Origin of the sequence: Algibacter sp. L1A34, from assembly GCF_009796805.1 — a bacterium.
Classification (GTDB): domain Bacteria; phylum Bacteroidota; class Bacteroidia; order Flavobacteriales; family Flavobacteriaceae; genus Algibacter.
Genome location: NZ_CP047029.1, coordinates 1,675,601 through 1,700,698 on the forward strand (window position 1 = coordinate 1,675,601; position 25,098 = coordinate 1,700,698).

General features: G+C 33.2%; 19 protein-coding genes and 1 pseudogene. 14 read left to right on the plus strand and 6 right to left on the minus strand.

The features are described from left to right. Positions 1-58 precede the first annotated feature (58 nt). From GQR97_RS07155 to GQR97_RS07165, 3 genes are all read left to right on the plus strand, one after another. Complete coding sequence (locus GQR97_RS07155; protein ID WP_158851655.1) at positions 59-1,348, plus strand: ammonium transporter; 1,290 nt, start codon at positions 59-61, stop codon at positions 1,346-1,348. Between the two features lie 150 nt (positions 1,349-1,498). Beyond that, positions 1,499-1,837 (plus strand): P-II family nitrogen regulator, encoded by a 339-nt coding sequence (locus GQR97_RS07160; protein ID WP_158846889.1) that lies wholly within the window; start codon positions 1,499-1,501, stop codon positions 1,835-1,837. 21 nt (positions 1,838-1,858) lie between these two features. Further along, on the plus strand, positions 1,859-3,091 hold the full coding sequence (locus GQR97_RS07165) for an ammonium transporter (protein ID WP_158846891.1): 1,233 nt from the start codon (positions 1,859-1,861) through the stop codon (positions 3,089-3,091). Between the two features lie 381 nt (positions 3,092-3,472). On the opposite strand, the pseudogene GQR97_RS07170 reads toward GQR97_RS07165, so the two are convergent. Further along, positions 3,473-6,065 (minus strand): annotated as a pseudogene (locus GQR97_RS07170) (phosphoenolpyruvate carboxylase). A 286-nt stretch (positions 6,066-6,351) separates the two neighbouring features. Between GQR97_RS07170 and GQR97_RS07175 the strand changes: the two are divergent. The 3 genes from GQR97_RS07175 (at position 6,352) to nadB (ending at position 10,835) form a co-directional block, all read left to right on the plus strand. Beyond that, a complete protein-coding gene (locus GQR97_RS07175; RefSeq protein WP_158846893.1) occupies positions 6,352-8,160 on the plus strand; it encodes a hypothetical protein in 1,809 nt (602 codons plus the stop codon). 190 nt (positions 8,161-8,350) lie between these two features. Then, positions 8,351-9,277, plus strand: a complete 927-nt coding sequence (nadA, locus tag GQR97_RS07180; protein WP_158846895.1) for a quinolinate synthase NadA — start codon at positions 8,351-8,353, stop codon at positions 9,275-9,277. A gap of 1 nt (position 9,278) precedes the next feature. Continuing rightward, positions 9,279-10,835, plus strand: a complete 1,557-nt coding sequence (nadB, locus tag GQR97_RS07185; protein WP_158846897.1) for an L-aspartate oxidase — start codon at positions 9,279-9,281, stop codon at positions 10,833-10,835. Between the two features lie 15 nt (positions 10,836-10,850). Here the strand turns inward: nadB and GQR97_RS07190 are convergent, their stop codons facing one another. Further along, on the minus strand, positions 10,851-13,214 hold the full coding sequence (locus GQR97_RS07190) for a hybrid sensor histidine kinase/response regulator (protein ID WP_158846899.1): 2,364 nt from the start codon (positions 13,212-13,214) through the stop codon (positions 10,851-10,853). 302 nt (positions 13,215-13,516) lie between these two features. Further along, positions 13,517-13,849 carry a single-stranded DNA-binding protein gene (locus tag GQR97_RS07195; protein WP_158846901.1) on the minus strand — a complete coding sequence of 111 codons (333 nt, stop codon included), beginning with the start codon at positions 13,847-13,849 and terminating at the stop codon, positions 13,517-13,519. Positions 13,850-14,136: 287 nt separating this feature from the next. Between GQR97_RS07195 and GQR97_RS07200 the strand changes: the two genes are divergently transcribed. Genes GQR97_RS07200 through GQR97_RS07210 form a run of 3 tightly spaced genes read left to right on the plus strand, consistent with a single transcriptional unit; the run spans position 14,137 to position 15,431 of the window. After that, entirely contained in the window at positions 14,137-14,328 is a 192-nt protein-coding gene (locus tag GQR97_RS07200) for a hypothetical protein (RefSeq protein WP_158846903.1), read from the plus strand. 34 nt (positions 14,329-14,362) lie between these two features. After that, a complete protein-coding gene (locus GQR97_RS07205) occupies positions 14,363-14,713 on the plus strand; it encodes a hypothetical protein (RefSeq protein ID WP_158846904.1) in 351 nt (116 codons plus the stop codon). A gap of 7 nt (positions 14,714-14,720) precedes the next feature. Continuing rightward, positions 14,721-15,431, plus strand: coding sequence for a hypothetical protein (locus GQR97_RS07210; RefSeq protein WP_158846906.1), 711 nt, complete (start codon positions 14,721-14,723; stop codon positions 15,429-15,431). Between the two features lie 5 nt (positions 15,432-15,436). Here the strand turns inward: GQR97_RS07210 and GQR97_RS07215 are convergent, their stop codons facing one another. After that, positions 15,437-15,904, minus strand: a complete 468-nt coding sequence (locus GQR97_RS07215) for a CBS domain-containing protein (protein ID WP_158846916.1) — start codon at positions 15,902-15,904, stop codon at positions 15,437-15,439. Between the two features lie 132 nt (positions 15,905-16,036). On the opposite strand from GQR97_RS07215, the gene GQR97_RS07220 reads away from it, so the two are divergent. Together GQR97_RS07220 and GQR97_RS07225 are read left to right on the plus strand one after the other, a co-directional pair. Next, on the plus strand, positions 16,037-18,337 hold the full coding sequence (locus tag GQR97_RS07220; protein WP_158846918.1) for a M28 family peptidase: 2,301 nt from the start codon (positions 16,037-16,039) through the stop codon (positions 18,335-18,337). A 75-nt stretch (positions 18,338-18,412) separates the two neighbouring features. Then, positions 18,413-19,120: a hypothetical protein gene (locus GQR97_RS07225; protein ID WP_158846920.1), complete on the plus strand. Its 708-nt coding sequence runs from the start codon at positions 18,413-18,415 to the stop codon at positions 19,118-19,120. A gap of 78 nt (positions 19,121-19,198) precedes the next feature. On the opposite strand, the gene GQR97_RS07230 is transcribed toward GQR97_RS07225, so the two are convergent. Together GQR97_RS07230 and GQR97_RS07235 are read right to left on the minus strand one after the other, a co-directional pair. Then, the gene (locus tag GQR97_RS07230) at positions 19,199-21,292 is read right to left on the minus strand and encodes a M13 family metallopeptidase (RefSeq protein ID WP_410488938.1); all 2,094 of its coding nucleotides are present in this window, start codon (positions 21,290-21,292) and stop codon (positions 19,199-19,201) included. 119 nt (positions 21,293-21,411) lie between these two features. After that, positions 21,412-21,930 (minus strand): hypothetical protein, encoded by a 519-nt coding sequence (locus GQR97_RS07235; protein ID WP_158846924.1) that lies wholly within the window; start codon positions 21,928-21,930, stop codon positions 21,412-21,414. Positions 21,931-22,211: 281 nt separating this feature from the next. Here GQR97_RS07235 and GQR97_RS07240 point away from each other — a divergent pair, with 281 nt between their 5' ends. The 3 genes from GQR97_RS07240 to GQR97_RS07250 all read left to right on the plus strand — a co-directional run bounded on the left by GQR97_RS07240 (position 22,212) and on the right by GQR97_RS07250 (position 25,089). After that, positions 22,212-22,802, plus strand: a complete 591-nt coding sequence (locus tag GQR97_RS07240) for a HupE/UreJ family protein (RefSeq protein ID WP_158846926.1) — start codon at positions 22,212-22,214, stop codon at positions 22,800-22,802. Between the two features lie 245 nt (positions 22,803-23,047). Beyond that, on the plus strand, positions 23,048-23,482 hold the full coding sequence (locus GQR97_RS07245; RefSeq protein ID WP_158846928.1) for a deoxycytidylate deaminase: 435 nt from the start codon (positions 23,048-23,050) through the stop codon (positions 23,480-23,482). Continuing rightward, positions 23,479-25,089, plus strand: coding sequence for a S41 family peptidase (locus tag GQR97_RS07250; protein WP_158846930.1), 1,611 nt, complete (start codon positions 23,479-23,481; stop codon positions 25,087-25,089). The genes GQR97_RS07245 and GQR97_RS07250 overlap by 4 nt, the downstream gene beginning before the upstream one ends. Positions 25,090-25,098: the final 9 nt, after the last annotated feature.

Consider the following 25,098-nt stretch of genomic DNA (forward strand, 5'->3'; position numbering starts at 1 on the left):
TAAACCAAGCAGGGATTTAATAGTGCTATTATTAACTAACCAAAAAAAATATAATATGATGTCAATATTAAATTTACCTTTATTAATTCAGGATACTGCTGCTATCGAGGGCGATATGGGAATGCTGTGGATGCTTATCTCAGGTATTCTGGTGTTCTTTATGCAAGCCGGGTTTTTCTTAGTAGAGTCAGGGATGACGGATTCTAAGAATGCCGTAAACATCGCCATGAAAAACTTCCTAGATATTGCTGTAGGTTCTTTAGCCTTCTGGTTTATAGGATACTCTTTAATGTACGGAGCAGATCAAGGTGGTGGATTTTTTCACTGGGGAGGCTTTATATTCTCTCAAGGCGCTGCCGATTTATTCTTCCAAACTGTATTTGCTGCAACCGCTGCAACTATTGTTTCTGGAGCTATAGCCGGAAGAACAAAATTTACAACGTACGCTATTTTTAGTGTTGTTTTAACTGCATTCATTTATCCAATCGCTGGTGGTTGGGAATGGAATGGTGGTTGGTTAAACAATACCGATGGAATTATGCCTGCTGAATTTATCGATTTTGCTGGATCGTCTATTGTTCACTCTGTGGGTGGATGGGCTGCACTTGTTGCTGCTTGGATGGTAGGTCCTAGAATTGGGAAGTTCTTAGATGGTAAACCTGTTGAAATGCACGGTCATAACCAAATGTACGCTACTTTAGGTGTGTTTATTCTTTGGTTAGGATGGTTTGGTTTTAACGGTGGTTCTCAATTAGCTTGGGGTGGAGATGATGCTGTTGCTGCTTCTCAAGTTGTTTTAGTAACTAACTTAGCGGCTTCTGCTGGTGCTTTAGGTGCTTTGCTTTTAACTTGGTTTAAAAATGGAAAACCAAACTTAAGTATGACTTTAAATGGAGCGCTTGCTGGTTTAGTAAGTATTACTGCTGGTTGTGGTAACATGAGCGAAGGCGGTGCTGTATTAGCTGGTCTTGTTGGTGGTATACTTGTTGTATTTGCAATTGGTTTTGTTGAAAAAACATTAAAAATTGATGATGCTGTAGGTGCTATTTCAGTACACGGTGTTTGTGGTGCTTGGGGGACTTTAGTTATTGGTCTTTGGGGTGTTGATGGTGATGCTGGAATTGGAATATTTAATGGTGGAGGTGCTGCTCAATTAGGCGCACAAGCTATCGGAGTTTTAGCATATGCTGCATGGGCTATTGGATTATCTTTTATTTTCTTAGGAATTATGAAAAAGATATGGGGATTAAGAGTTTCTGAAAAAGAAGAAATTGATGGTCTTGACTGGTACGAACATGGATCTATCGCTTACCCTGGTAAGAGACAAAGAGAAATTGAAGAAGAATAAAATATGTTATAATTTATAAATATCCAAAAAGATGCCTGAACAAGGCATCTTTTTGGACGTTTATAACTATTTGAGAAACCACTTGAATTCTAGTTTATAGAACTTAAATATTTTTTACTTTAACGAACTAAACTTATTAAGAATTAAATTATGAAAAAAATTGAAGCGATTATTAGAAAATCTAAATACCGTGTAGTTAAAGAAGCTTTGCATGAAATAGGTGTTATCTTTTTTTCTTATTGGGACGTAACCGGTCTTGGAAATGAGAAGGAAGGGCATGTTTATCGTGGTGTTAGTTATAGCACTAGTGATATACAGCGTAGATATCTTTCCATTGTTGTAAACGATGATTTTGCTGATGCAACAGTACAAACAATTATTGATTCTGCAGGAACAGGAGAAGTTGGCGATGGCAAAATATTTGTATCCGATGTACAGGAATGCTACCGTATAAGAACCGGTGAAAAAGGAAGCGACACATTAAAATAATTATAGACTTAAACTAATAACATGGAATTACTTACAATAAATAATGTATGGATGATGATCTGTACGGCTTTAGTTTTCTTTATGCATACAGGTTTTGCATTTTTAGAAATTGGACTAACGAGACAGAAAAATACATTAAACATATTATTTAAAAATATTTTTATCGTTACTATTGGCTTACTCTTATATTGTTTAGTGGGCTTTAATTTAATGTATCCTGGTTTTGCTGAAGGTTCTGCAGGGATTTTTGGTTTTGCCGGCTTTGGATTAGATTCTCCATTAACAGCAGAAGGTGCTTTAGATTTAACATATAATGAAGGGTATACATATTGGACAGACTTTTTATTTCAAGGTATGTTTGCTGCAACTGCTGCAACTATTGTTTCTGGAGCCGTTGCCGAACGTATGAAAATTGGACCATTCATGATTTTTACTATAATCTACGTTGGATTTGTATATCCAATAGCTGGATCATGGAAATGGGGTGGCGGATTTTTAGATCAACTTGGTTTTTACGATTTCGCAGGTTCTACTTTAGTTCACTCTGTAGGTGGTTGGGCGGCATTAGTTGCTGTTTTCTTATTAGGTCCTCGTATCGGGAAATTTAAAAATGGAAAGCCACAGGCTATTCCTGGCCATAATATACCTTTAGCAACCGCAGGTGTTTTAATCCTTTGGTTAGGGTGGTTTGGTTTTAATGGAGGTTCTGTGCTTTCGGCTAATCCAGAATTAACATCTTTAACATTAGTAACTACCTGTTTAGCTGCTTCTGCTGGTGGTATTGTTGCTGCTTTGTTTACTTTTTTAAAATACAAAAACCTAGATTTAACCATGTTTTTAAATGGTATTTTAGGTGGTTTGGTAGGTATTACTGCAGGAGCAGATGTTATGACGCCTACTAGTGCTATTATTATTGGTGCTATTGCAGGTGTACTTATTGTGTTAGCTGTTAGTTGTGTTGATGCTTTAAAACTTGATGATCCAGTTGGTGCTATTGCTGTGCATTTAATTTGTGGTATTTGGGGAACTTTAGCAGTTGGTATATTTTCAACCAACCCAGAACATAACTTTATGGCGCAATTAATTGGTGTGGCTTGTTATGCTGGTTTTTGTTTAATAACCTCGTTTATTATTATATTTACATTGAAGAAGGTTGTTGGTATTCGCGTTTCTGAGAAAGAAGAACTTGAAGGTTTGGATTCTCATGAGCATGGAATGGAAGCATATCCTGATTTTAGATCTAACGATCATTAAATTCGAACTATTTAACTAATCACTTATATTTTTTAATTGAAGGGTGTTTTGCTTTATGTGAAACACCCTTTTTTTTGTTTGAAATTTATTGATTACGATTTTGTGTTTTATGAATGATTTTTAATATTTTGATCACGCGTACTTTTATATAGTTTAAGGAGTAGAGGTTTTAGCTTTTGATAGCCTATGTAAACCATAGCTGCAATCTATGCGCAAGGGATAGCAGTGGAAAGCCCACAGCTGCACCAATGGTAATTGGGGTGGCGAGGACTTGCAGCGAATAGCCCGACCCAAAGGGTTGCGCCCAAAAACACAAACTTATTTGAATTAAAAAAGCCCCCTATTTTAGGAGGCTTTTACTTGTTTTATGTAAACTTTATATTATGCTGAGTTTCTACTTGCATTAATGTTTCCGAATAATGAACGTGTAACAATTTTTTCAAATATTTTAATTTGTTCTTCGTCACGAACTTCGGCTTTTTCTAATTCTTGAATCTTTTTAAGGGCGTATTGCTGTATAGTAAGCAATGGAAGCACGATAGATTCACGAACTTGAATAGAGGCACGGCCTGCAGGCTCATTCTCCATAAGTTCTTTGTAGCCTGTTAGCTTAAGTAATAAGGCTTTAGTGGATAAATACTCGTTATGAATAATATCCCAAAAGGCTCCAAACTCTTCGTCTTTGGACATGTATTTTGTTAAATCGAAAAACGATTTTGTTAAAGACATCATACTGTTTTCTAACAGTGTTTTAAAGAATTTTGAGTTGTTATACAGTTGCTCAACTTTATGAAATTCACCACGATCTTCGTATGCTTTTAATGCTTTACCTACACCAAAGAAACCTGGTACGTTTTGTTTTAACTGACTCCAAGAGCCTACAAAAGGAATGGCTCTTAAATCTGAAAAGACTAACTTATCTGAACTTCCTCGTTTTGATGGACGCGAACCAATATTTGTTTTAGCATAGTATTTTAAAGTACTCATGCGTTCCAAATACGGGATAAACATGTCGTGACTTTTAAAATCTTTATAAGCGGTGTAGCTTGTTTCGGCTAGATCGTTCATTACAACTTTATCTTCTTGGCTCATGGCTTCGTTGTTTTTACCAAGTCGGTTAGAGATGCCAGAACTTATTAATTGTTCTAAATTGTATTGAGATGATTCTAAGGTTCCGAAATTAGAACTAATAGTTTGCCCTTGTATGGTTAATTGTACTTCTTTATCCTCGATTGTTGGACCTAAAGATGAGTAGAATTGGTGTGTTTTTCCACCACCACGTGCTGGGGGGCCACCACGACCATCAAAGAAAATGGCTGTAATACCGTGTTCTCTAGAAATGGTAGTTAAGCGTTCTTTTGCTTTGTAAATTCCCCAGTTTGCCATAAGGTATCCACCATCTTTTGTACCGTCAGAGAAGCCTAACATTATAGTTTGCTTGTTATCTCGTTTTTCTAAATGTGCGCGATATGTAGGGTTGTTGTATAACTGTTCCATAACGCCTGCAGCGTTTTCTAAATCTGGAATGGTTTCAAAAAGAGGAGCAACATCCACCGTTAAATCATCTTTAAACGCTACTAATTTTAGCATAGCAAAAAGTTGCATAACGTTTAAGGCGGTTTGGTTGTTACTAATTATGTATCGGTTTGCACCGCGTTCACCATTTGTTTTTTGGATTTTTTTGATGGCTTTAATGGTTTTAAGCGTATTGCTTACCATTTCGTCTTCAAAAAAAAACATCAATATCTATTTTATCACCACTTACTTCCGAAAGAATTTGAACTTGTTCTTCGTCTGATAATTTATGATAGTTTTTAGGAAATGATGGGTGGTTTTTTTCAATTAAATTATCAATAACCGTAGTAAACACCGTGTGGTGAATACGGCTATCTTGCCTGATATCTAAAGATGCAAAATTGAACCCGAACAGATGGATTTTATTAATTAAGCTATTAATTTCGTGAATGTAAAGTGACTGATGGTCGGCTTTAATTATGTCTCTAATGTTTAATAACTCTCTAAGAAGCTCTTTAGCGGTTATCGTTTTTTCGGTTTTTAAGTTTATACTGTAATTGTATAAAATAGTTTCAAGCTTAATAATACGCTCTTCTACACCTCTAAACGTTAGTTTACGTCTTAAGTTTCTAAGATCGGCATAGTATTTTTTAAGTATAGATTGTTTTAATTTATTAGCAACTTTTACCGTAGTGTTTGGTTTAACAAAAGGGTTTCCGTCTCTATCTCCACCTGGCCAAAAGCCAATGTTTATTATTTCGTTATGCTTTTTAGTATCGTCGTAAATATTTGTTTGGATATAGTTGTAAATATCTCCAAACGATTCGTAAAACACATTTTCTAAATACCAAATTAAGCTTTTAGCTTCATGGTAAGGTGTTGGTTTTTCACGTTTAAAAAATGGTGTTTTTCCTAATTGTGCAAACAAATCGTTAATACCGTTTAGGTTGTTTTCTTTTACAGCGTTAGATAAATCGGTAATAATACCTAAAACAGAACCTGGGTAAAATTGTGTTGGGTGAGCCGTTAAAACAATGCGGACTTTAAACTCTTCAAGATAATCTTGAAGTGCTTCTAATTGGTTTTCCGAAGTGGCCGTTTCTTTAAGGTTTCTAAGTGTTCCAATACCATCCATATTATTTACAATAGGGAAGGCGGCATCTTCAACAGCATCAAACAATACTACTTGACGCTCTATGTATTGAATAAAACGAAACAAAAGGTTTATTTGACTTTCTTCAGACCTACGACCTTGATATTTTTTAAAAAACGTATTTACAATGGTTGTTGGGTCGTCACCTTGCTGAAATCCTTTTTCGCAAGTTTCGTGAAACAACGGCAGTAATACGCCAGTTTTTGTTATAGTATCAAATGGTAATGTCATAAAAATACTATTGTAAATTTGGTATTTAGACAACACACTTTGATTAAATCGTGTTAATTTTGGCTCTACAGACATGATTTTGTTTCTATTCTAGAATTAAAACATAAAAGTACTAAAGCAATTCTTAATCATAGCAGGCTGTGTAAAGTTTTATTAATTTTTGTTGTTTGTAGATTTCTTATTATGAATAATTAAAAAAAAAGTTAATTATGTCATATTGTTTATAATAAAGTGGGGTAGAATAAATGTTTTTCTTAGCTGCTATGGTTAGAACAAAATCATTTTAACGGTTTAAAAGTATGATATATGTCATTTTTATGCGCCTATTCCTGTTGTACTTTTGTTGATTAATTGACTTAACATGAAAAATACACATTCATTTCATATTCCTGTAATGGGAATAGGATTTACGATAGATACGCCTTTAAAAGTTGCACAGTATGGTATGGATTCTGTAATTTCTTTGGTAGATGATATTCTACTTGAAAAATTAAGGAAAATGTACAGCGAAAAATTTGAGGTTCCTTATCATGAGATTACAGATAAAATAGAAGATTTTAGAGCCAAAAGAGTTACCTCTTATTTAAATCTAATTAGCGATTTAGCAAGCAAGAAATTTGAAGAATTAAAAAATGTTTCGGCAGAAAAAAGCGAAGAACTTTTTAATTATATCAGTATGTTGCCTGATGGATCTAAAATGAAGTCTGAGTTTGAAAAATTAACATCTAAAGAATTAGATTTTTCTAAGGTTAAAAACTGGGTTGCTAGTAATTTATCTATGGGAGCCATCGATGTTAATATCATGACAAAGGTGGATAAAGATAATTACATAAAGGATGAAAAATTACCAGTAGAATTTAACGATGCACATGCTGCATTGCGTGGTTTTGCTAATAGTAAATTAAATTCTTCCGTAGTGCTTTCTGCAGGTATGAACCCGAGATTGTATGCGTATATGTCTCAATTTAATGATTTTTTTCCAGACGAAAATGGCCTTTTAAATAAACGTATTATCTTGAAAGTTAGCGATTATAGATCGGCATTAATTCAAGGTAAATTTTTAGCAAAAAAAGGTTTATGGGTTTCGGAATACAGAATTGAATCTGGTTTAAATTGTGGTGGCCATGCTTTCGCAACCGAGGGATATCTTTTAGGTCCTGTTTTGGCTGAGTTTAAAGCGAACAGGGATGAGCTTCAAAAAGCTATTTATAGCGTATTAAGTCAGGAGCTTTTAAATCAAAATAGAGTAATTCCTCATGAAGAATTAAGTTTTGAAATTACAGCACAAGGTGGTGTAGGAACTTATGAGGAACATGATTTTTTAATAAACCATTATAATTTAGATTCTATAGGTTGGGGTAGTCCATTTTTATTAGTACCCGAAGCCACAGCTGTGGATAAAGGAACTTTAGATATGTTAGCTAAAGCTGAAGAAAAAGATTTGTATTTAAGCGATGTTTCTCCGTTAGGTGTACCTTTTAATAACCTAAGGGATAACACGAAAGATGCTGAAAAACAAGTTTTAATAGATAAAGGAAGACCTGGTAGTTCTTGCCCTAAGAAATTTGTGGCTATGAATAAAGAGTTTAAAGAGTCTGGAGTTTGTACCGCATCAAGAGAATATCAGCATTTTAAAATAAAAGCTTTAAAAGAACAAGAGTTATCTCCAGAAAACTATCAAAATCAATACAATAAAATTATTGAAAAATCTTGCACTTGTGTAGGTTTGGGTACTTCGGCACTTTTAGCGTATGGTCTTGATACTAAAACGGAAGGCGAAGGTGTTTCTGTTTGTCCGGGACCAAACATGGCTTATTATTCTAAAATAATGAGCTTGAAGAATATTACCGATCATATTTACGGGCGTGATAATATGGTTTCTCGCACAGATAGGCCTAATTTATTTATTAAAGAGCTGGATATTTATATTGATTTTTTAAAAAATAAATTAGCAGAGGCTAGAGTTTCTATGAGTAAAAAAGATGAGAAATACTTAATCAATTTTACTAAAAACATGAAAATGGGTGTTGCGTATTATCAGTCACTTTTTAATAATTTCAAAAATGAGTTTTTAGATATTAAAGAATCTGTTTTATCAGAACTTTTTAAAGGAGAACTTACTTTAAACGAGATTCAATTAGAAATTCAAAGTTTGACTATTAAAGCATAAAATTAAAGCGCTTTGTTTATATTATAACAAAGCGCTTTTTTCTTTTTGTTATTTATTTAAGAGTTTACTTAACAATAATTTAAAGATTTTATAAAAAGAATGCTTGTTTTTTATTCCCAAGGTTTTTTTAGGCGATTCTGAATTTAATACGCATTTTAATTAAGATATTTGTAATTAAATGAGGAATAACATGGATTTAGTAAAAGAAATAAATCGTTTAAAAAAGGAAAAAAATGCTGTTATTTTGGCGCACTATTATCAGGTACCAGAAATCCAAGATATAGCCGATTATGTTGGTGATAGTTTAGGTTTGTCTCAAAAGGCAGCCGAAACCGATGCTGATGTTATTGTATTTGCGGGTGTGCATTTTATGGCCGAAACTGCGAAGATTTTAAATCCATCTAAAACCGTTGTTTTACCAGATGTAAATGCAGGATGCTCTCTAGCCGATTCTTGTCCGCCAGCAGATTTTGAAGCGTTTACAAAAGAACATTCCAATCATGTAGTAATCACTTACGTGAATTGTTCTGCTGAAATTAAGGCATTAAGTGATATTGTTTGTACTTCTTCCAATGCATTGAAAATAGTGCAATCTATACCAAAAGAAACGCCAATTATATTTGCTCCAGATAGAAATTTAGGACAATACATAATTAATGAAACTGGGCGTGATATGTTACTTTGGGACGGTAGTTGTATTGTTCATGAAGCATTTTCTATTGATAAATTAATTGAATTACATAAAAAATATCCAGCTCATAAAATTATAGCGCATCCAGAATCTGAAACTCATATTTTAGATACAGCCACTTATATTGGCTCTACTTCTGGCATGATAAATTTTGTTAGAGAGCATGCCGATGAAAAATTTATTGTAGCTACAGAAGCTGGTATTCTGCATAAAATGCAAGAAGAAATGCCAAACACAGAATTAATTCCCGCACCAGCAAAGGAAGATAATACTTGTGCTTGTAGTGAATGTCATTTTATGAAAATGAATACCATGCAAAAATTATACGATTGTTTACTTAACGAATCGCCGCAGATTGATGTTGACGAGAAAATTCGTGAACGCGCATTATTACCAATTGAACGTATGTTAGAACTCTCAAAATAATATGGTAAAGGCAGACTATTTAGTAATTGGTTCAGGAATTGCAGGATTAACGTTTTCGGTTAAAATTGCTGAGAAATTTCCGGAAAGGAATGTTATTATAGTAACAAAATCTTCCGAGGAAGAATCGAACACTAAGTATGCTCAAGGTGGTGTTGCTATTGTTTTAAACCATGAAAAAGATTCGTTTAAAAAACATGTAGATGACACATTGATTGCGGGCGACGGACTTTGTAATAGGGAAGTCGTGGAAATGGTGGTTAATGAAGGTCCAGATCGCTTAAAAGAGTTATTGGAATGGGGTGCTAATTTTGATGAAGATGCCATTGGGAATTTAGATTTAGGTAAGGAAGGCGGGCATTCGGAATTTCGAATAGTACATCACAAAGATATTACCGGTTTGGAAATTGAAATGGCTTTATTAAAGCGTGTGCATCAATTACCAAACATTACTTTACTGCCGCATCATTTTGCAATAGATTTAATAACAAATCATCATATTAAAAAGCCAAAACCATCTAAAAAAGGCTGTTACGGCGCTTATGTTTTAAACCAGAAATCGGGAGAAATATTCACTATTAAAGCAAGTAGCACTTTATTAGCTTCTGGTGGAATAGGTCGTGTTTACGGTCATACAACCAATCCTGTTATTGCAACTGGAGATGGTATTGCTATGGCATACCGGGCTAAAACAAAGATTTCCTATATGGAGTTTGTTCAGTTTCATCCTACGGCTTTGTATGATGTTCGTGGCGATCAATCGTCCTTTTTAATATCCGAAGCTGTTCGTGGTTTTGGTGCCTATTTGCGTAATAAAAGTGGACATCGTTTTATGCCAGATTACGATGAGCGTGCCGAATTAGCATCGCGTGATATTGTATCTCAAAGTATTGATAGTGAGCTTAAAAAATCTGGAGAAACTCACGTGTTTTTGGATTGTTCTCATTTAGATATTGATGCTTTTAAAGCGCATTTTCCTAATATTTATCAAAAGTGTTTGGATAACCATATTGATATAAAAACCGATTGGATTCCTGTAGTTCCAGCTTCGCATTATTTGTGTGGTGGTATTGATGTAGATATGGATGGGAAAACATCTATTAAAAATTTATTTTCTTGTGGTGAGTGTACAAATACCGGGCTTCATGGTGCAAATAGATTGGCATCAAATTCTTTATTAGAAGCTATGGTTTATGCACATAATATTTTTAAATACCATAGCAATAAAGCTTTAGAGGTTTTAAGTTTAGAGATTCCGGATTGGGATGATAAAGGTACGAGTATCGCTAAGGAGCATGTTATTATTCAGCATAACTTAAAACAATTACAGGCTATTATGCGTGATTATGTTGGTATTGTTCGTAGCGACGACCGACTTAAGAGTGCTGTTAAACGTTTGGATTTAATTTATGATGAAGTGGAGGCGTTTTACAAAAAATCGAAGATAACAACTTCGCTATGCGAATTGCGTAATATGCTAAATGTAGCCCATTTAATTGTGAATCAATCCTTAGAACGAAAAGAAAATAAGGGTGGTTATTTTAATATTGATAATGTTTGAAAACTTCAATTTAATTTAAGCAATTTTTAAAATACTATCAGGAAAGCAGTGGGTGTATATTTTTTCGAATAATAAATCTTGATTTAGTGGTTTGGTAATGTAATCGCACATACCAAGTTTTAGTACATGTTCTTTAGTTTCATCAATCGCATCTGCAGTAATTGCAATAATTGGAATACTTTCTATCGTTGATCCTAAACTTCCGTTTTTAATGATTTGTGTCGCTTCATAACCATCCATTATTGGCATTTGTAAATCCATTAGAATAATATCAAAATGTTCGATTTTAAGGTTTTCTATTGCTTCTTTTCCATTATTGGTTATTGTAAACGATATGTTTTTTTGCGTTTTTAGAATTCGTGATAATACCATTTGGTTTATCTTATTGTCTTCGGCTATTAGTATTTTCAAGGGTTTGTTTCTATAAGTGTTTATAATGCTTTTAACTGATTTTTGTTCTTCGGAAATGTATCTAAAGTTTAAATTGATAAATACACTTGTACCTCTATTTATCTCGCTGTTAATTTTTATTTCGCCATCAAATAACTTAACAATATGGTAGGCAATGGTTAAGCCAAGACCGATACCGCCAAATTCGCGTTTGTGGTTTAAGCGCATTTGACTAAAGCTTTCAAATACATTTTTAATGGAGTTTTCATCAATACCAATTCCGGTGTCCGAAATTTGAATGGAAAACTGGCAAGTGTCTGTGTTTATTTCATTGCAAATTAATTTAAAATAAATACTTCCTTTATCGGTAAATTTTAAGGCATTGGCTAAAACGTTATTTATAATTTGTAAAAATCGCGTAGAGTCGGCTAATATTTTTTCTGGAATTCTATTATCTAAATCAAACTTATAAGCGAGTCCTTTTTTTGCCGCTTCAATTTGCCAATTGTCGCTAATCTCCTGTAGTTTAATGCTTGGGTTAAATACTACAGGGCTAAGTTTTAATTTGTTGTTTTCAATTTTTTCAAAGTCTATAATATCGTTTACATTGCTTAATAAACTTATTGAAGCATTTTTTATAATTTCAAAAGACTCGTTGGTTTTTTTATTTTTTTTCCGGCCTAATTCAATTTCTGCAATGCCCATTATGGCATTAATAGGCGTTCTAAGTTCGTGGCTCATATTAGACATAAAATAGGTTTTAAGTTCTCCTATTTCTTCCGATTTTATTAAAGCTTCCTCTTGTAGTTTTTCTTTTTGGATACGCATAAATTTAATTAAGTTGGTCATAGAAAGTGATAAGAAAATAACCTCTAGACCAGATCCGAATTTTGAGCTATTCAAAGTATAAAAGTTGTTGGGTACTAAGCTTAAATTGTTCATTACAAAACCTAAAAGGCCAATAACTAAGAATAAAATACCAAAAGAAAAATAAGAGTCTATTTCAATGTTTTTATAGCGTAGTGTAAAAACACTCGATAAAATTAATATTAAGCTAAATAGGCCATTTAGATTGCTAATTGGATATACAATTTCCAACGATTTTGAGTTTATAAATATTAAAATAAATAAAAGAGCGAGAATACCGTACGCAACGTAGTAAGCGGTTTTATATGATTTTAAATGAGTATTTATATGTAAAAAATGCTCGCAGTATTTAAGTAAATAGAAGTTTGAAAACAATGCAGTTATAAGTACTATTCTGCTATTAATAAAGCTAGCATTTGTAAAAATATATTCGTGTATAAAACCATCTAATGCCGCTTGCATTAAACAAATGGAAAACACGTAGAGGCCATAATACAAAAAGGCCTTTTCTTTTATAGTATTATAAAAGAATAAGTATATAATGCCAGCTAAAAGTAGTAAACCATAAAATAAACCTAGAAAAAATTGCTGTAAGTAGTTTTTTTTCCAAAATAGGGCTTCATCATATAGGTTTAAAGGCAAGTTTATGGTTTCTCCGTCGCTCTTTAAATGAATATAAATTTGCTGTGTTTCGCTTGGTGGTAGTTTAATTTTGAATATGGTAGATCTATGATTAACCTGTTTGTCTTTAAAATCAATTTGATCGCCACTTTTAAAAATTTCTGTTTTGGTTTTTGAAATTTGATAAAGCTCGGCAAAATCTGTGATAGGGCGGCCAGTTTCTAAATAGTAGGTTTTAGATTCTGCATTACTATTTTCGAGTTTAAAACGAATCCAATAATTATCTGATGTGAATCCTGCACTTTGATTATTTGATTCTAATTCTTGAAAATGTAGTAATGGGCTTCTTCTAACATCTTTAAGGTTTAAATCTAAGCTTCCTGCATTTGTGAATTTGGCATATTCGTATAACTCTCCTTTGCTTTTTTCCGGGAAGTATACATCGTCTTGCGCATATGAGCATAGACTAAATATGTAGATTATAAATAAGAAACTCTTCATGTTTGGGGCATTGAAAGCGCCAAACATAAGTAAATAATTCGTTTTTATATATATTTATGATTACAAATATTACATTTAATCTATTAAAAATGTATTTCATCGATCTTTTTGTGTGTTTGAATTCCTTCAAATAAGAATTATTATTTAATTTTGAGTTTTGAAAATTAATGGATATTATTTTTTTTGCCTTGTTTTAGAGATATGAAACTGAGATTTGATAACATAATTTTATGAAAAAAATGCAGCCCTAATCCCTCAATTAAAAGCTGCATTATAAAACATATTTTAGGCTAAGTGTTATTTTATTTTCCTAGCATGAGTAATTCGTTGCAAACAATTTCTGTGACATAACGTTTGTTTCCATCTTTATCATCGTAGCTTCGGTTTGTTAATTTACCCTCTATGGCAATTTCTTTTCCTTTGGTAACATAGCTTTCTACAACTTTTACAAGGCCACCTCTAACCACAATGTTGTGCCAGTAAGCACGCTCTACTTTGTTTCCGTTTTTGTCTTTGTAACTATCGTCGGTAGCTAGCGAAAATTTCGCCATTTTATTACCATCGGTAAAGTTTACAATTTCTGGGTCTTGCCCTAATCTACCAATCAACTGTACTTTGTTTCTAAGTGCGTTCATAATTTAAATTTTTTTATGCTTACCGTCTATGGTAAGCTCGTTAAACAGTTAATACTATTGAACCTCAATCGATTCAACACTGCAAATATCTTACAGCTTCCAAGTTTTATTCGGTAATTACTTATTTAAAATCGTTTGTAGTCGTTTGTAAACGGATGTGTTTTTGATTATATTTGGGAGTTGGTATTTGTTGGCGGAACTCACTCAAAATTGAAAAATCGGATTTAAAAAACACTAAAATTAGATTTTACACAGAGCCAGATACACTGTGGTGGAAGAAACATTATATGTCTGAATACGAAGAAATGAATGCTTACTATATTAAAAAACTTTCAGAAAATTTGAAAAAGGCTAATTTTAAAGATATTGAGTATATACAAACAAAGGATAAAGAATTTCGTTCAAATGGGGAACGGCATCCTCATAGTTGGTCAATTATAGATAGGAAGGATTTAATAGATTGGGTGTTAGAAAAGTAAAAGTATACAGATACTAAAAAAACCAAGAAAAATTATGCAGAAACAATGTCCAGAATGTGGAGATAAAATTATTGGTAGGATTGATAAAAAATTCTGTTCCGATGGTTGCAGAAATGCTTATAATAATAGGGTGAATAAGGATAGTAAAAACTTGATTCGAAATACTAATAATAGGCTTCGGAAAAATTATCGTGTTCTAGAAACTTTAAATCCTGATAAAAAAACACGAACTTCGCGAGCAAAATTAATCGAGGCGGGTTTCGATTTTAATTACTTTACAAGTATTTATACCACCAAAGCGCAAACGGTTTATTATTTTGTTTACGATCAAGGGTATTTAGAACTTGAAGGTGATTATTATGCACTTGTAAAACGCGACAGTTAATTAAATTATGGAAAATATTTTATCATTTCTTCAAGAAAATAAACAGGTTTTAATTCCTGTTTGTATGTTTTTGACTGTAATAATTATTGGCCTTTTATTTTTCTATTTTAGTAGAAAAAACAGAATGCTTCGTGAGTTTAAAAAAAGTCGTAAAAAAAGCGTAAATAGTATTAAAAGAAAAGAGTACGCAAAAATTATAGGTAAGGCCAAACATATTGAAGTTCCTTTAATTGCTCCGCTAAGTGGTAGAAAATGCGTGTATTATCATGTAACGGTCGAGGTGAAAGCTGATAAGAATTGGCGTAAAATTATAGACGATGTTAAAAGTCAAGATTTTTTTATTGCAACAAATACCGAAAAAGCAATTGTAAAAGCATCCAATTTAGATAAGTCTTTTAAGTATATTCATTTAGTGAAAGATTTTAATAAAAACTCTGGATTTAGAAATGATGCACCAGAAAAACTAGAAGCTTATTTAAAAGAGTACAGTAAAAAAAGTACGGGATTGTTTGGGATTAATAAGCAAATGCGTTACAGGGAAGGTATTATTGAGTTAGACGAGGATATAGCTGTAAAAGGTGTTGCAGAATGGAAAAAATTAAACGAACCTCTCGAAGGTTATTCATATTCTAAAATACTAATACTTACGGGTACAAAAAAGCAAAAGCTTTTAGTTACAGATGAACCAAAAGCTTTGTTGCGTGTTAATGTATTGTAATATGTTTATTTCCAGTTTTGTCCTTTTAAAGTCATAGCGGCTTTTAGAACGTCTTTTTGGCTAATTTGCCCAACTAATTTACCGTTTTCTACAATAGGGAATCTTCGGCGTTTAGCTGATAAAAATTTGTTGGCAGCATCAAAAATATTCATGTTGCCATCAATAGTGTCCACATTCATGGTAATGTGGTTTTCAATAGTTTTATCCTGCATAGGCATATTGTAATAGCGACTTTCGCTAATTTGTTTAATACAATCACCTTCAGAGATTACTCCAATCAATTCGTTTTTTTCATTAACGACAGGCCCTCCAGAAATGCGGTGTGTAATTAGTTTTTGCATAACACTTTCTATAGTTTGCTGCGGGCTAAATGTAATTAAATCTCTTGTCATATAGTCACTTACCTTTAGCGGTGTGCTATCTACTGCGTTAGCTTGCTGCTTTCGCGCGCCTTGAAAACTTTTTATCCCCATAGTTGTTTAGTTTTGATTAAAGTAATTCTAAATATAGGAAATTTATTTCAATTTTCCTAAAATAACTTCAATCCAAACCTTGGCATTTATAAAAATTGTATATTTAGATATAAAAATTTATATGTTATTGTTATGATAAAAAAAGCAGTGGCTTTACTCATTATTGTTGGCGGAATTTATTGGAGTTTTTTGGCGTTACTACCTCAAAATATATCCGATTTAGATGAAGCCAACCAAAATTTTTCTACTCAGCGCGCTCTAATACATCTTAAAGAAATTTCGAAAGAACCTCATTTTTTAGGAAGTGAAGCACATTTGGAAGTTCGAAATTATATTGAAACTCAATTACAGAAATTAGGATTAGAAACTGAAATTCAAGAAGCCTATTCCATACGCGATTGGAGGAATTTGGCGAAACCAAAAAATATAATTGCTCGAATTAAAGGTCGTGAAAAAGGTAAAGCGCTTTTATTGTTAACGCATTATGATAGTAATCCGCACTCTTCATTGGGAGCGAGTGATGCAGGTTCTGGCGTTGTAACTATTTTAGAAGGTTTACGTGCCTTTTTAAGTGAAAACAAAATACCTAAAAACGATATAATTATTCTTATTTCAGATGCTGAAGAATTAGGCTTAAACGGAGCCGATATTTTTGTAAATCAGCATGAATGGGCAAAAAACATAGGCTTAGTTTTAAATTTTGAAGCTCGTGGAAGTGGTGGTCCAAGTATAATGCTAGTTGAAACGAACCATGGTAATGCCGGTTTAATTGAAGGTTTTGTGAAAGCAAATCCAGAATACCCTGTTGGAAACTCATTGTTTTATAGTATTTATAAAATGTTACCAAATGATACCGATTTAACGCGGTTTCGAGAAGATGCCGATATCGATGGTTTTAATTTCGCATTTGTAGACGATCATTACGATTATCACACGGCTATGGATACTTACGAGCGGTTAGATAGAAAAACCTTAGGACATCAAGGCTCTTATTTAATGCCGTTGTTAAGCTATTTTAGTGAAGCAAACCTGAGTGCTTTAAAAAGTAATGAGGATTTTATTTATTTTAATGTCCCTATTTTTAAAATGGTGAAATACCCATTTTCTTGGGTAATTCCTATGGTAATTCTTGCCGTTGTTTTATTTATCGCACTTTTGGCCTATGGCGGAAGGAAACGTGTTTTTAACAGAAGCGACGTTGGTAAAGGTTTTTTAGCAATGTTTACTTCATTAATAATTTCGGCTATAATTGGTTTGTATGCTTGGCGGGTTTTAAAACTTATTTATCCGGGATATGGAGAAATTCTTCAAGGGTTTAGTTATAATGGCCATACTTATATTGCTGCTTTTACTTGCCTGTCTTTAGCCATATGTTTCTTTGTTTACAGTAAAGTTTACAAGGCTGAAAATACGCCGAGTTTATTAATAGCTCCGTTGTTTTTATGGTTAGTTATTTCTGTTGCAGTTGCATTTTTGTTAAAAGGAGCGAGTTTCTTAATTATTCCGTTGTTTTTCGGTTTGTTAAGCCTCTTCATGTTAATTAGAAATAGAAAATTGAGTATTATCAATCATGCTATTTTAGCTTTGCCTGTACTTTTGTTATTGTCTAATTTCGTGCAAATGTTTCCTGTAGGTTTAGGTTTAAAAATGCTCGTGTCTTCCATGGTTTTGGTTGTTTTAATTTTTGGATTATTATTACCCGTTTTTGGGATTTTCAAACATAAAAAAAGATGGTCCTATGGTTTCTTTTTGGCCACAACATATTTTTTGATTTCAGCGCATATTAATTCCGGTTTTACACCTGATAACCCTAAGCCAAATAGTTTGTGCTATATTCTTGATGCAGATGAAAACAAAGCGGTTTGGGCAACTTATGATAATGTTTTGGACGATTGGACGATTCCTTTTTTAGGTGAACACCCTATGGAAGCCACAACCATGAAAAACTATACCATTGCTAGTAAATATGGAACTAGTTTTACCTATTCTACCGAGGCTTCTATTCAAAAATTAGAAGCACCACAAATGACTATTGGTTACGATACTATTATTGGTGATTTCAGGCATGTAGAGTTATGTATTACATCACAACGAAAAGCAAATAGAATAGAAGTGTTTTCAGATTCGTTAAATGTCTTTAAAGCTGCTAAATTAAATGGCGTTGCTATTAGGGCAGATGAAAAAACAGGCTTGGTGTTCGGTAGACGTAAAACTAATAGATTGTTTAGTTATTATATTTCAGGTGAAGATCCTTTGGATATACAATTAGTACTTCCGAAGAAACAAAAAACCACATTTGTTATTTATGAAACATCTTTTGATTTGTTAGAAGATGAAAGTTTTAGCGTACCAGAACGAGCTGCTAACATGATTCCGAAACCATTTGTTTTAAATGATGCCGTTATCATTAAAAAATCAATAACCATCGAATAGCAAAATATTGGTAACCTTTTAACAGTTTAAATACTTATTTTTTATAGTTTTAGCGTTTTAATATAAAATAGATAAATGAAAAAGATTTTAATAGTTCTTGTTATCGCGTTTGGTTTTCAAATGCAAGCACAAACAAATTCAGATTTAATAAAACATTATGAAGCTTATTATAAACAAATGAGACTTCAAGGCGATGTACAAGGTATTATAAATGCTATGACACATTTAAATGTTTTGGTACCATCGGAGTCACGACAAGATACATTGGCTTATATTTATATGAGTGAAGGTAAGTATGTGCAAGCTCTAAATACTATAGGTGTTGTAAAAATGTCTACCGATTCTGATATTGCTGTTGAAGTAAAAGCAGTGTCTTTAAAAGCTGTAAAACGACCAGATTTGGCTATCGAGCATTTTAATGAAATGTTTAAAAGAAATCCAAACCCATTAGTCGCTTACGAATTGGCTGAACTTAATATGCAAACTAATAAGGCGGAGGAGGCTCAAAAACATATTGATTTTGGTATTGCTAATGCTACAGCTGAAATGAAAAAAGCTTTCTATGAAACACAAACGCCTTACGAAGTGCCATTAAAATCGGCTTTCATGTATTTAAATGCGTTGTCGGTTTATAATAAAGACAAAACAGCAAATATTGATGCTGCCGTAGATATTTTGGATGCTACTTTAAAAGATGCACCTAATTTTAATCTAGTACAACTTAGTAAAACAGAATTGTTAAGACAGAAACAAGTTCTGCAAGCAGCTCAAGCTAAAAAATAGCACCATTTATTATAAATTAAAAAAGGCGTATTCTACATGTAGAATACGCCTTTTTTAATTTATGAATAATGTGTTTTGTTACCAGATTTTTACACGGTTTTCTGGTTCAATATACATGCTGTCTCCAGCTTTAATATTAAACGCTTCGTAAAACGTATCGATATTAAGTAAAGGTTGAACAGCTCTGTTCATACCAGGAGAATGTGGATCTGTCTTTATTCTTGTTTTTAAAGCATCGTCTCTCATTTTAGATCTCCACACAGTTGCCCAACTCATAAAAAAGCGTTGTTCTGGTGTAAAGCCATCAATTGCTTCTGGTCTGCCGTTAGCTTCCATATCCATCTGTAAGGCATCGTAAGCAGCATTTACACCACCTAAATCACCAATGTTTTCACCAAGTGTAAAAGCACCGTTAATATGCACATCGGGTAAAACTTCAATAGCACTATATTGATCGGCTAAGTTTTTACCTAAAGCTTCAAATTGTTTTAAATCTTCATCAGTCCACCAGTTATTTAGGTTTCCGTTTTTATCGTAGCGTGATCCAGAATCATCAAAACAGTGTGAGATTTCATGACCAATTACAGCACCAATACCTCCATAATTTACAGCATCATCGGCTGTGAAGTTGTAAAATGGTGGTTGTAGAATAGCAGCAGGAAAAACAATCTCGTTGTACGGTGGGTTAAAGTAAGCATTCACTACTTGTGGTGCCATGCCCCATTCGCTTTTGTCTACTGGTTTAGATAAATCTTCAATAGTTTTTTTATGATTCCAAGCTCTAACATTAAGTATGTTTTGTAAATAAGATCCATTTTCTTCTGGACCTTCTATTTGTAACTCAGCATAATCTGTCCATTGATCAGGGTAAGCAATTTTTACTTTTAAGGCTAAAAGTTTTTCAATAGCTTTTTGCTTGGTTTCTTCCGTCATCCATGATACGTTAGAAATTCTGTTTTGAAATGCTAGAATAACATTTTTAATCATTCTTTCGGCTTTCGCTTTTGCTTCTGGTGGAAAATAGTTTTCTACATATAGTTTCCCTAAAGCTTCTCCAACTGTATTGTTTACCGTTCCTAAAGCGCGCTCGTTTAATGGTTTTTGTGCTTTTGCACCGCGAAGTTCTTTATTGTAGAATTCCCAGTTTGCTTTATCTAACTCGGTGCTTAAAAGTCCAGCAGCGTCATTAAAGGTATTCCAGCGTAAATAGGCTTTCCAATCGGCTACATTATTTTCTTTTAAAATGGTTTGTAAGGCGTCAAAGTATTTTACTTCTCCCACAATAACGGTATCGATAGATTTTACGCCAATACCTTTAAAGTAAGCGTCCCAATTTAGAGCTGGCACCATTTTTTGTAAATCAGCTATAGATCTTGGATTGTAGCGTTTACGAGCATCGCGACGCTCTACTTTGTCCATTTTAGATTCGGCTAATCGGGTTTCGAAATCTAAAACATGTTTAGCCTCTAAGGTAGCTTCTGTTTCTGGCTCTCCTAAATATTGAAGCATTTTCGAGATATGTGCCACATATTTTGCTCTAATCTCTCTAGAGTTTTCATCGTCATTAATATAATAGTCACGATCGGGTAAGCCTAAACTACCGCCTCCTATATATCCAACATTTTTGTTACTGTCTTTAGGGTGAGCACCCACGTAGAAACCAACAAATCCAGAACCACTTTTAGATTCCATTTCGATTATATAGTTTTGTAAATCTTCGATGTTTTTTATAGCGTCTATTTTTGCTAAGTATGGTTTTAATGGCTCTAAACCTTGCTTATCTCTAGCAATAGTATCCATTATGGTTTGGTATAGTTTTACCGCTTTATCTTGATCCGAGCCTGGAATAACTTCTGTTTTCTTTAAATCTTTATCTGTTGATATTGCTGCTTTTAGAATAGTAAGTGCATCGTCATCAGTTTTTTGTCTAAGTTCATCAAAACTTCCCCAGCGTGTTCTGTCTGATGGAATTTCGTTGTTGTCTAACCATTTTCCGTTAACGTATCTAAAAAAATCGTCGTTTGGTTTTGTTTCGGTATCCATGAATTCTACATTGATTCCTGGAATGGATTTAACTTGGGCTACAGCTTCTTTTTTATCGGTTTTACAGGCAACAACAGATAAAAATGCGAGTCCACTTAGTAGTGATAAATAATTCGGTTTCATTTTCATTTTTTAGATTTATAGTAAGTTATTGTTTTAAGATGTAATCTTAACTGCTAAAATACATATAAATTCCACTTTATAGAAGTGGATTAGTTTAAAAATGAAAACGAAAGTGAAAAGTATAGTTAAGGTTTGATGATGTTAATGTTATCAGCCTCAATTTTTTGATTCATTTGAAAGTTGAGGTTCGAGAATGATTTTAAGAAATCCTTTATGGTTAAAAGCAGTTCTTTTTTACTTGTAGAATCTAAGTTTGATAAGCTTTTTAGTTTATAAAGATGAGTTTCCAAAGCGGAAATCCTGGCCAAAGTAGCAGGACTGTTTACTTCTTTTGGGATGTCTTTCTTTAAGTCTCTTAAAAGTGTTTTAATATTTTTATCATTGTCGTAAAAAAAGGTTAAATCGGCTTTTTTTACGTTGTTTATTACGGTTTCTAATTGAAAATATTCTTGCCAATCTTGAATAGCCTTTTGTGTTTTGGCATCTAAAGCGTATTCTATATACTTTAGTTTAGCTATGTTTTTTTCTGAAAGATCTTGAGAGGTGGTTTCTTCTGTTTGAGTTTCTACCTCGGTATCTTGTACTTTTTTACAAGCCGAAAATAAGAGCAGAATACTTAATGCGATTAAAATTTTAAACTTCATGGTCATTCAATTAAAAAGAATAGGTTACAAATATATACTAATCCATAATGTGTTTGATAAAATACAGGAGAAAATGGCTCTGTATTTTGTTGTGTTTTATTATTGTAGTACCCGTAAATACTTGATTTGTAAAAAAATAAAGTGTTTTTAAGATAATTGTAATTAATTGTATCTTTGAGCAATGCCAAATGTGTTTTAAATTTCCTCATAGCTTTTAGTTTTATAAGTTTAGGAATAACCTTTTAATATTACTTTGGTGTAATCCCTAAATTGTAATTAATATGTTAGAAAATTTTTGGTTTAACGTGGAGTATGGTATTAATCACGTACTTGATATAAACGCCTACGATCATGTTTTATTTTTAATTGTTTTAACGATCCCGTATTTATTTAGAGACTGGAAGCGCGTACTTTTATTAGTTACCATGTTTACTTTAGGGCATACACTTTCTCTTGTTATGGCTGCTTATGGCGTTGTTACTGTAAATGGAGCGGTTGTAGAGTTTTTAATACCGATTACCATATTAGTTGCGGCACTTTTTAACGTGTTTACGGCTGGAAAAGGCGCGCAAAAGGAAAAAATAGGTATTTTATTTTTAACCACACTTTTCTTTGGTTTAATACATGGTTTGGGTTTTGCTCGTGAATTTAAAATGCTTTTAGGTAGTAATGATAATAAGATTCTATTACTCCTAGAGTTTGCTTTGGGTATTGAGTTGGCTCAAGTAATAATTGTTTTTGTGGTATTATTTTTGGGCTATTTAATACAAACTATTTTTAGATTTTCTAAGCGCGATTGGGTTATGGTTATCTCATCTATTGTAGTTGGTTTGGTTATTCCGATGATATTGAATAGCGACTTTTTATCTTAATTTTCGTAAAACTTTAACTTACAGGTGTTGTAATTAAAATACAATCGAACTATATTCGTTTAATTGAACGAACGGGTTTGCGTTAGGGATTGATGCGTTATCCTTTTTTTTATTAGAATTACTGCCTAAGCAGGAAGGTTAATAGAAAAAAGATATAGCGGAAAGCCCGACCCGAATATGCCTTTTGTTTCATGATTAATGCTTGAAATTTAAAATGAGGGTAACGCCATAATTAAAACGAATTGATGCCAAAAAATAAACAACAAAAATACGATAAGGCCTATTTGCGTATTGCGAAAGAATGGGGGAAGTTATCGTATTGTAAGCGCCGACAGGTTGGTGCAATAATTGTAAAGGACCGAATGATTATTTCTGATGGATATAATGGTACGCCATCGGGTTTCGAGAATTTTTGTGAAGATGATGATGGTTACACCAAATGGTATGTTTTGCATGCTGAAGCTAATGCCATTCTAAAAGTTGCGGCTTCTACGCAGTCATGTAAGGGTGCAACGTTATATATTACCATGTCGCCTTGTAAGGAATGTAGTAAATTAATCCATCAGGCTGGCGTTGTAAAGGTGGTTTATCATGACTCTTATAAAGATGATTCGGGCTTGAAATTTCTTGAAAAAGCCGGTATTGAACTAGAACAAATAGTTGATTTAACAGCAGAATGACATATCAAAAAAAATATTTGCCCTTAATTTTAGGTATAGCTATAGCTGCCGGTATTTTTATTGGTGGAAAGTTGAGCTTTTCGGGGTCGTCGGATCGTGTTTTTACGAAGAATACCAAAAAAGAAAAACTTAACAGATTAATCGATTATATTGATTACGATTATGTTGATGATATAAATACAGATAGTATTGTTGATGTTACGGTAAATGGCATTTTAGAGAATTTAGATCCACATTCAGTATATATTCCGAAGGAAGAAATGGAGGGTGTTACCGAAAACATGAAAGGTGATTTTGTGGGTATCGGTGTTAGTTTTTACCCTTATAAAGATTCTATTGCGGTTATTCGTGCAATAGAAGGTGGCCCGAGTGAAAAGGCTGGAATTAAAGGTGGGGACAGAATTGTGATGGCTGATGGTGATTCGCTTTACGGAAGTAAATTGCGAGAAAATGATATGGTTAAAAAGCTTAAAGGTCGCATTGATACCAATGTGAAACTTAAGATTTTTAGAAGGGGCGAGCCAGAACTTTTAGATATTACTGTAAGACGCGATAATATTCCAATTAAAAGTGTGGATGCGGCTTATATGCTTACTAATAAATTGGGGTATATTAAGGTGAATCGCTTCGCGGAATCTACTTATAAAGAATTTAAAGCAGGTTTAGATAAATTACAAGATTTAGGTGCTACGGAAATCGCTTTGGATTTACGTGATAACCCAGGAGGCTTTTTAACCATTGCAGAGCAAATTTTAGATGAGTTTCTTGAAGATGAAAAACTCTTGTTATTTACCAAAAATAAAAGCGGACGTATTAATAAAAGTTTTGCTACAGATGAAGGTGATTTTGAAGACGGTAAAATTTACGTGCTAATTAACGAAAACTCGGCTTCGGCTAGTGAAATTGTTGCTGGTGCTATACAAGATAATGACAAGGGAATTATTGTTGGAAGGCGCTCTTACGGTAAAGGTTTGGTGCAACGCGAAATGGATTTGGGTGATGGTAGTGCTGTACGCCTAACGGTATCTCGATATTATACACCAACAGGGCGGTCTATTCAACGGCCATATAAAAACGGAAATAAGGATTATTACGATGATTATTTTGAACGCTTAGAAAGTGGAGAATTACTGGACTCGGATAAGATAGAAGTTGCAGATTCCTTGAAGTTTACAACGCCTGGCGGAAAGGTGGTTTACGGTGGCGGAGGTATTATTCCCGATGTTTTTGTACCTATTGATACGGGTATGCAAAATGAAACATTAACGTTTTTACAACGTCGTGGTTTTATGGGGTATTTTGTGTTTGAAGAATTAGAAAAAGATCGTCATAAATATGATGATATATCACGTCGAGATTTTATAGATTCTTTTGAAATTAGTGACGATATGGTACTTGCTTTCCAAGACTATTTAAATGTAAGAACAGATTCTGCTATAACTTTTGTGGCATACCATCAAGAAATTAAACAGTTTATTAAAGCAACTTTAGGAGATCAATTGTTTGGTAACGGTGCTTTTGATGAAATTTTTAATCAGAGTGACATTATGATAGATGAGGTTATTAAATTGAGTGATGATGGAGATGTGGTGGAAGAGAAGGAGTAGTGTGAGGTA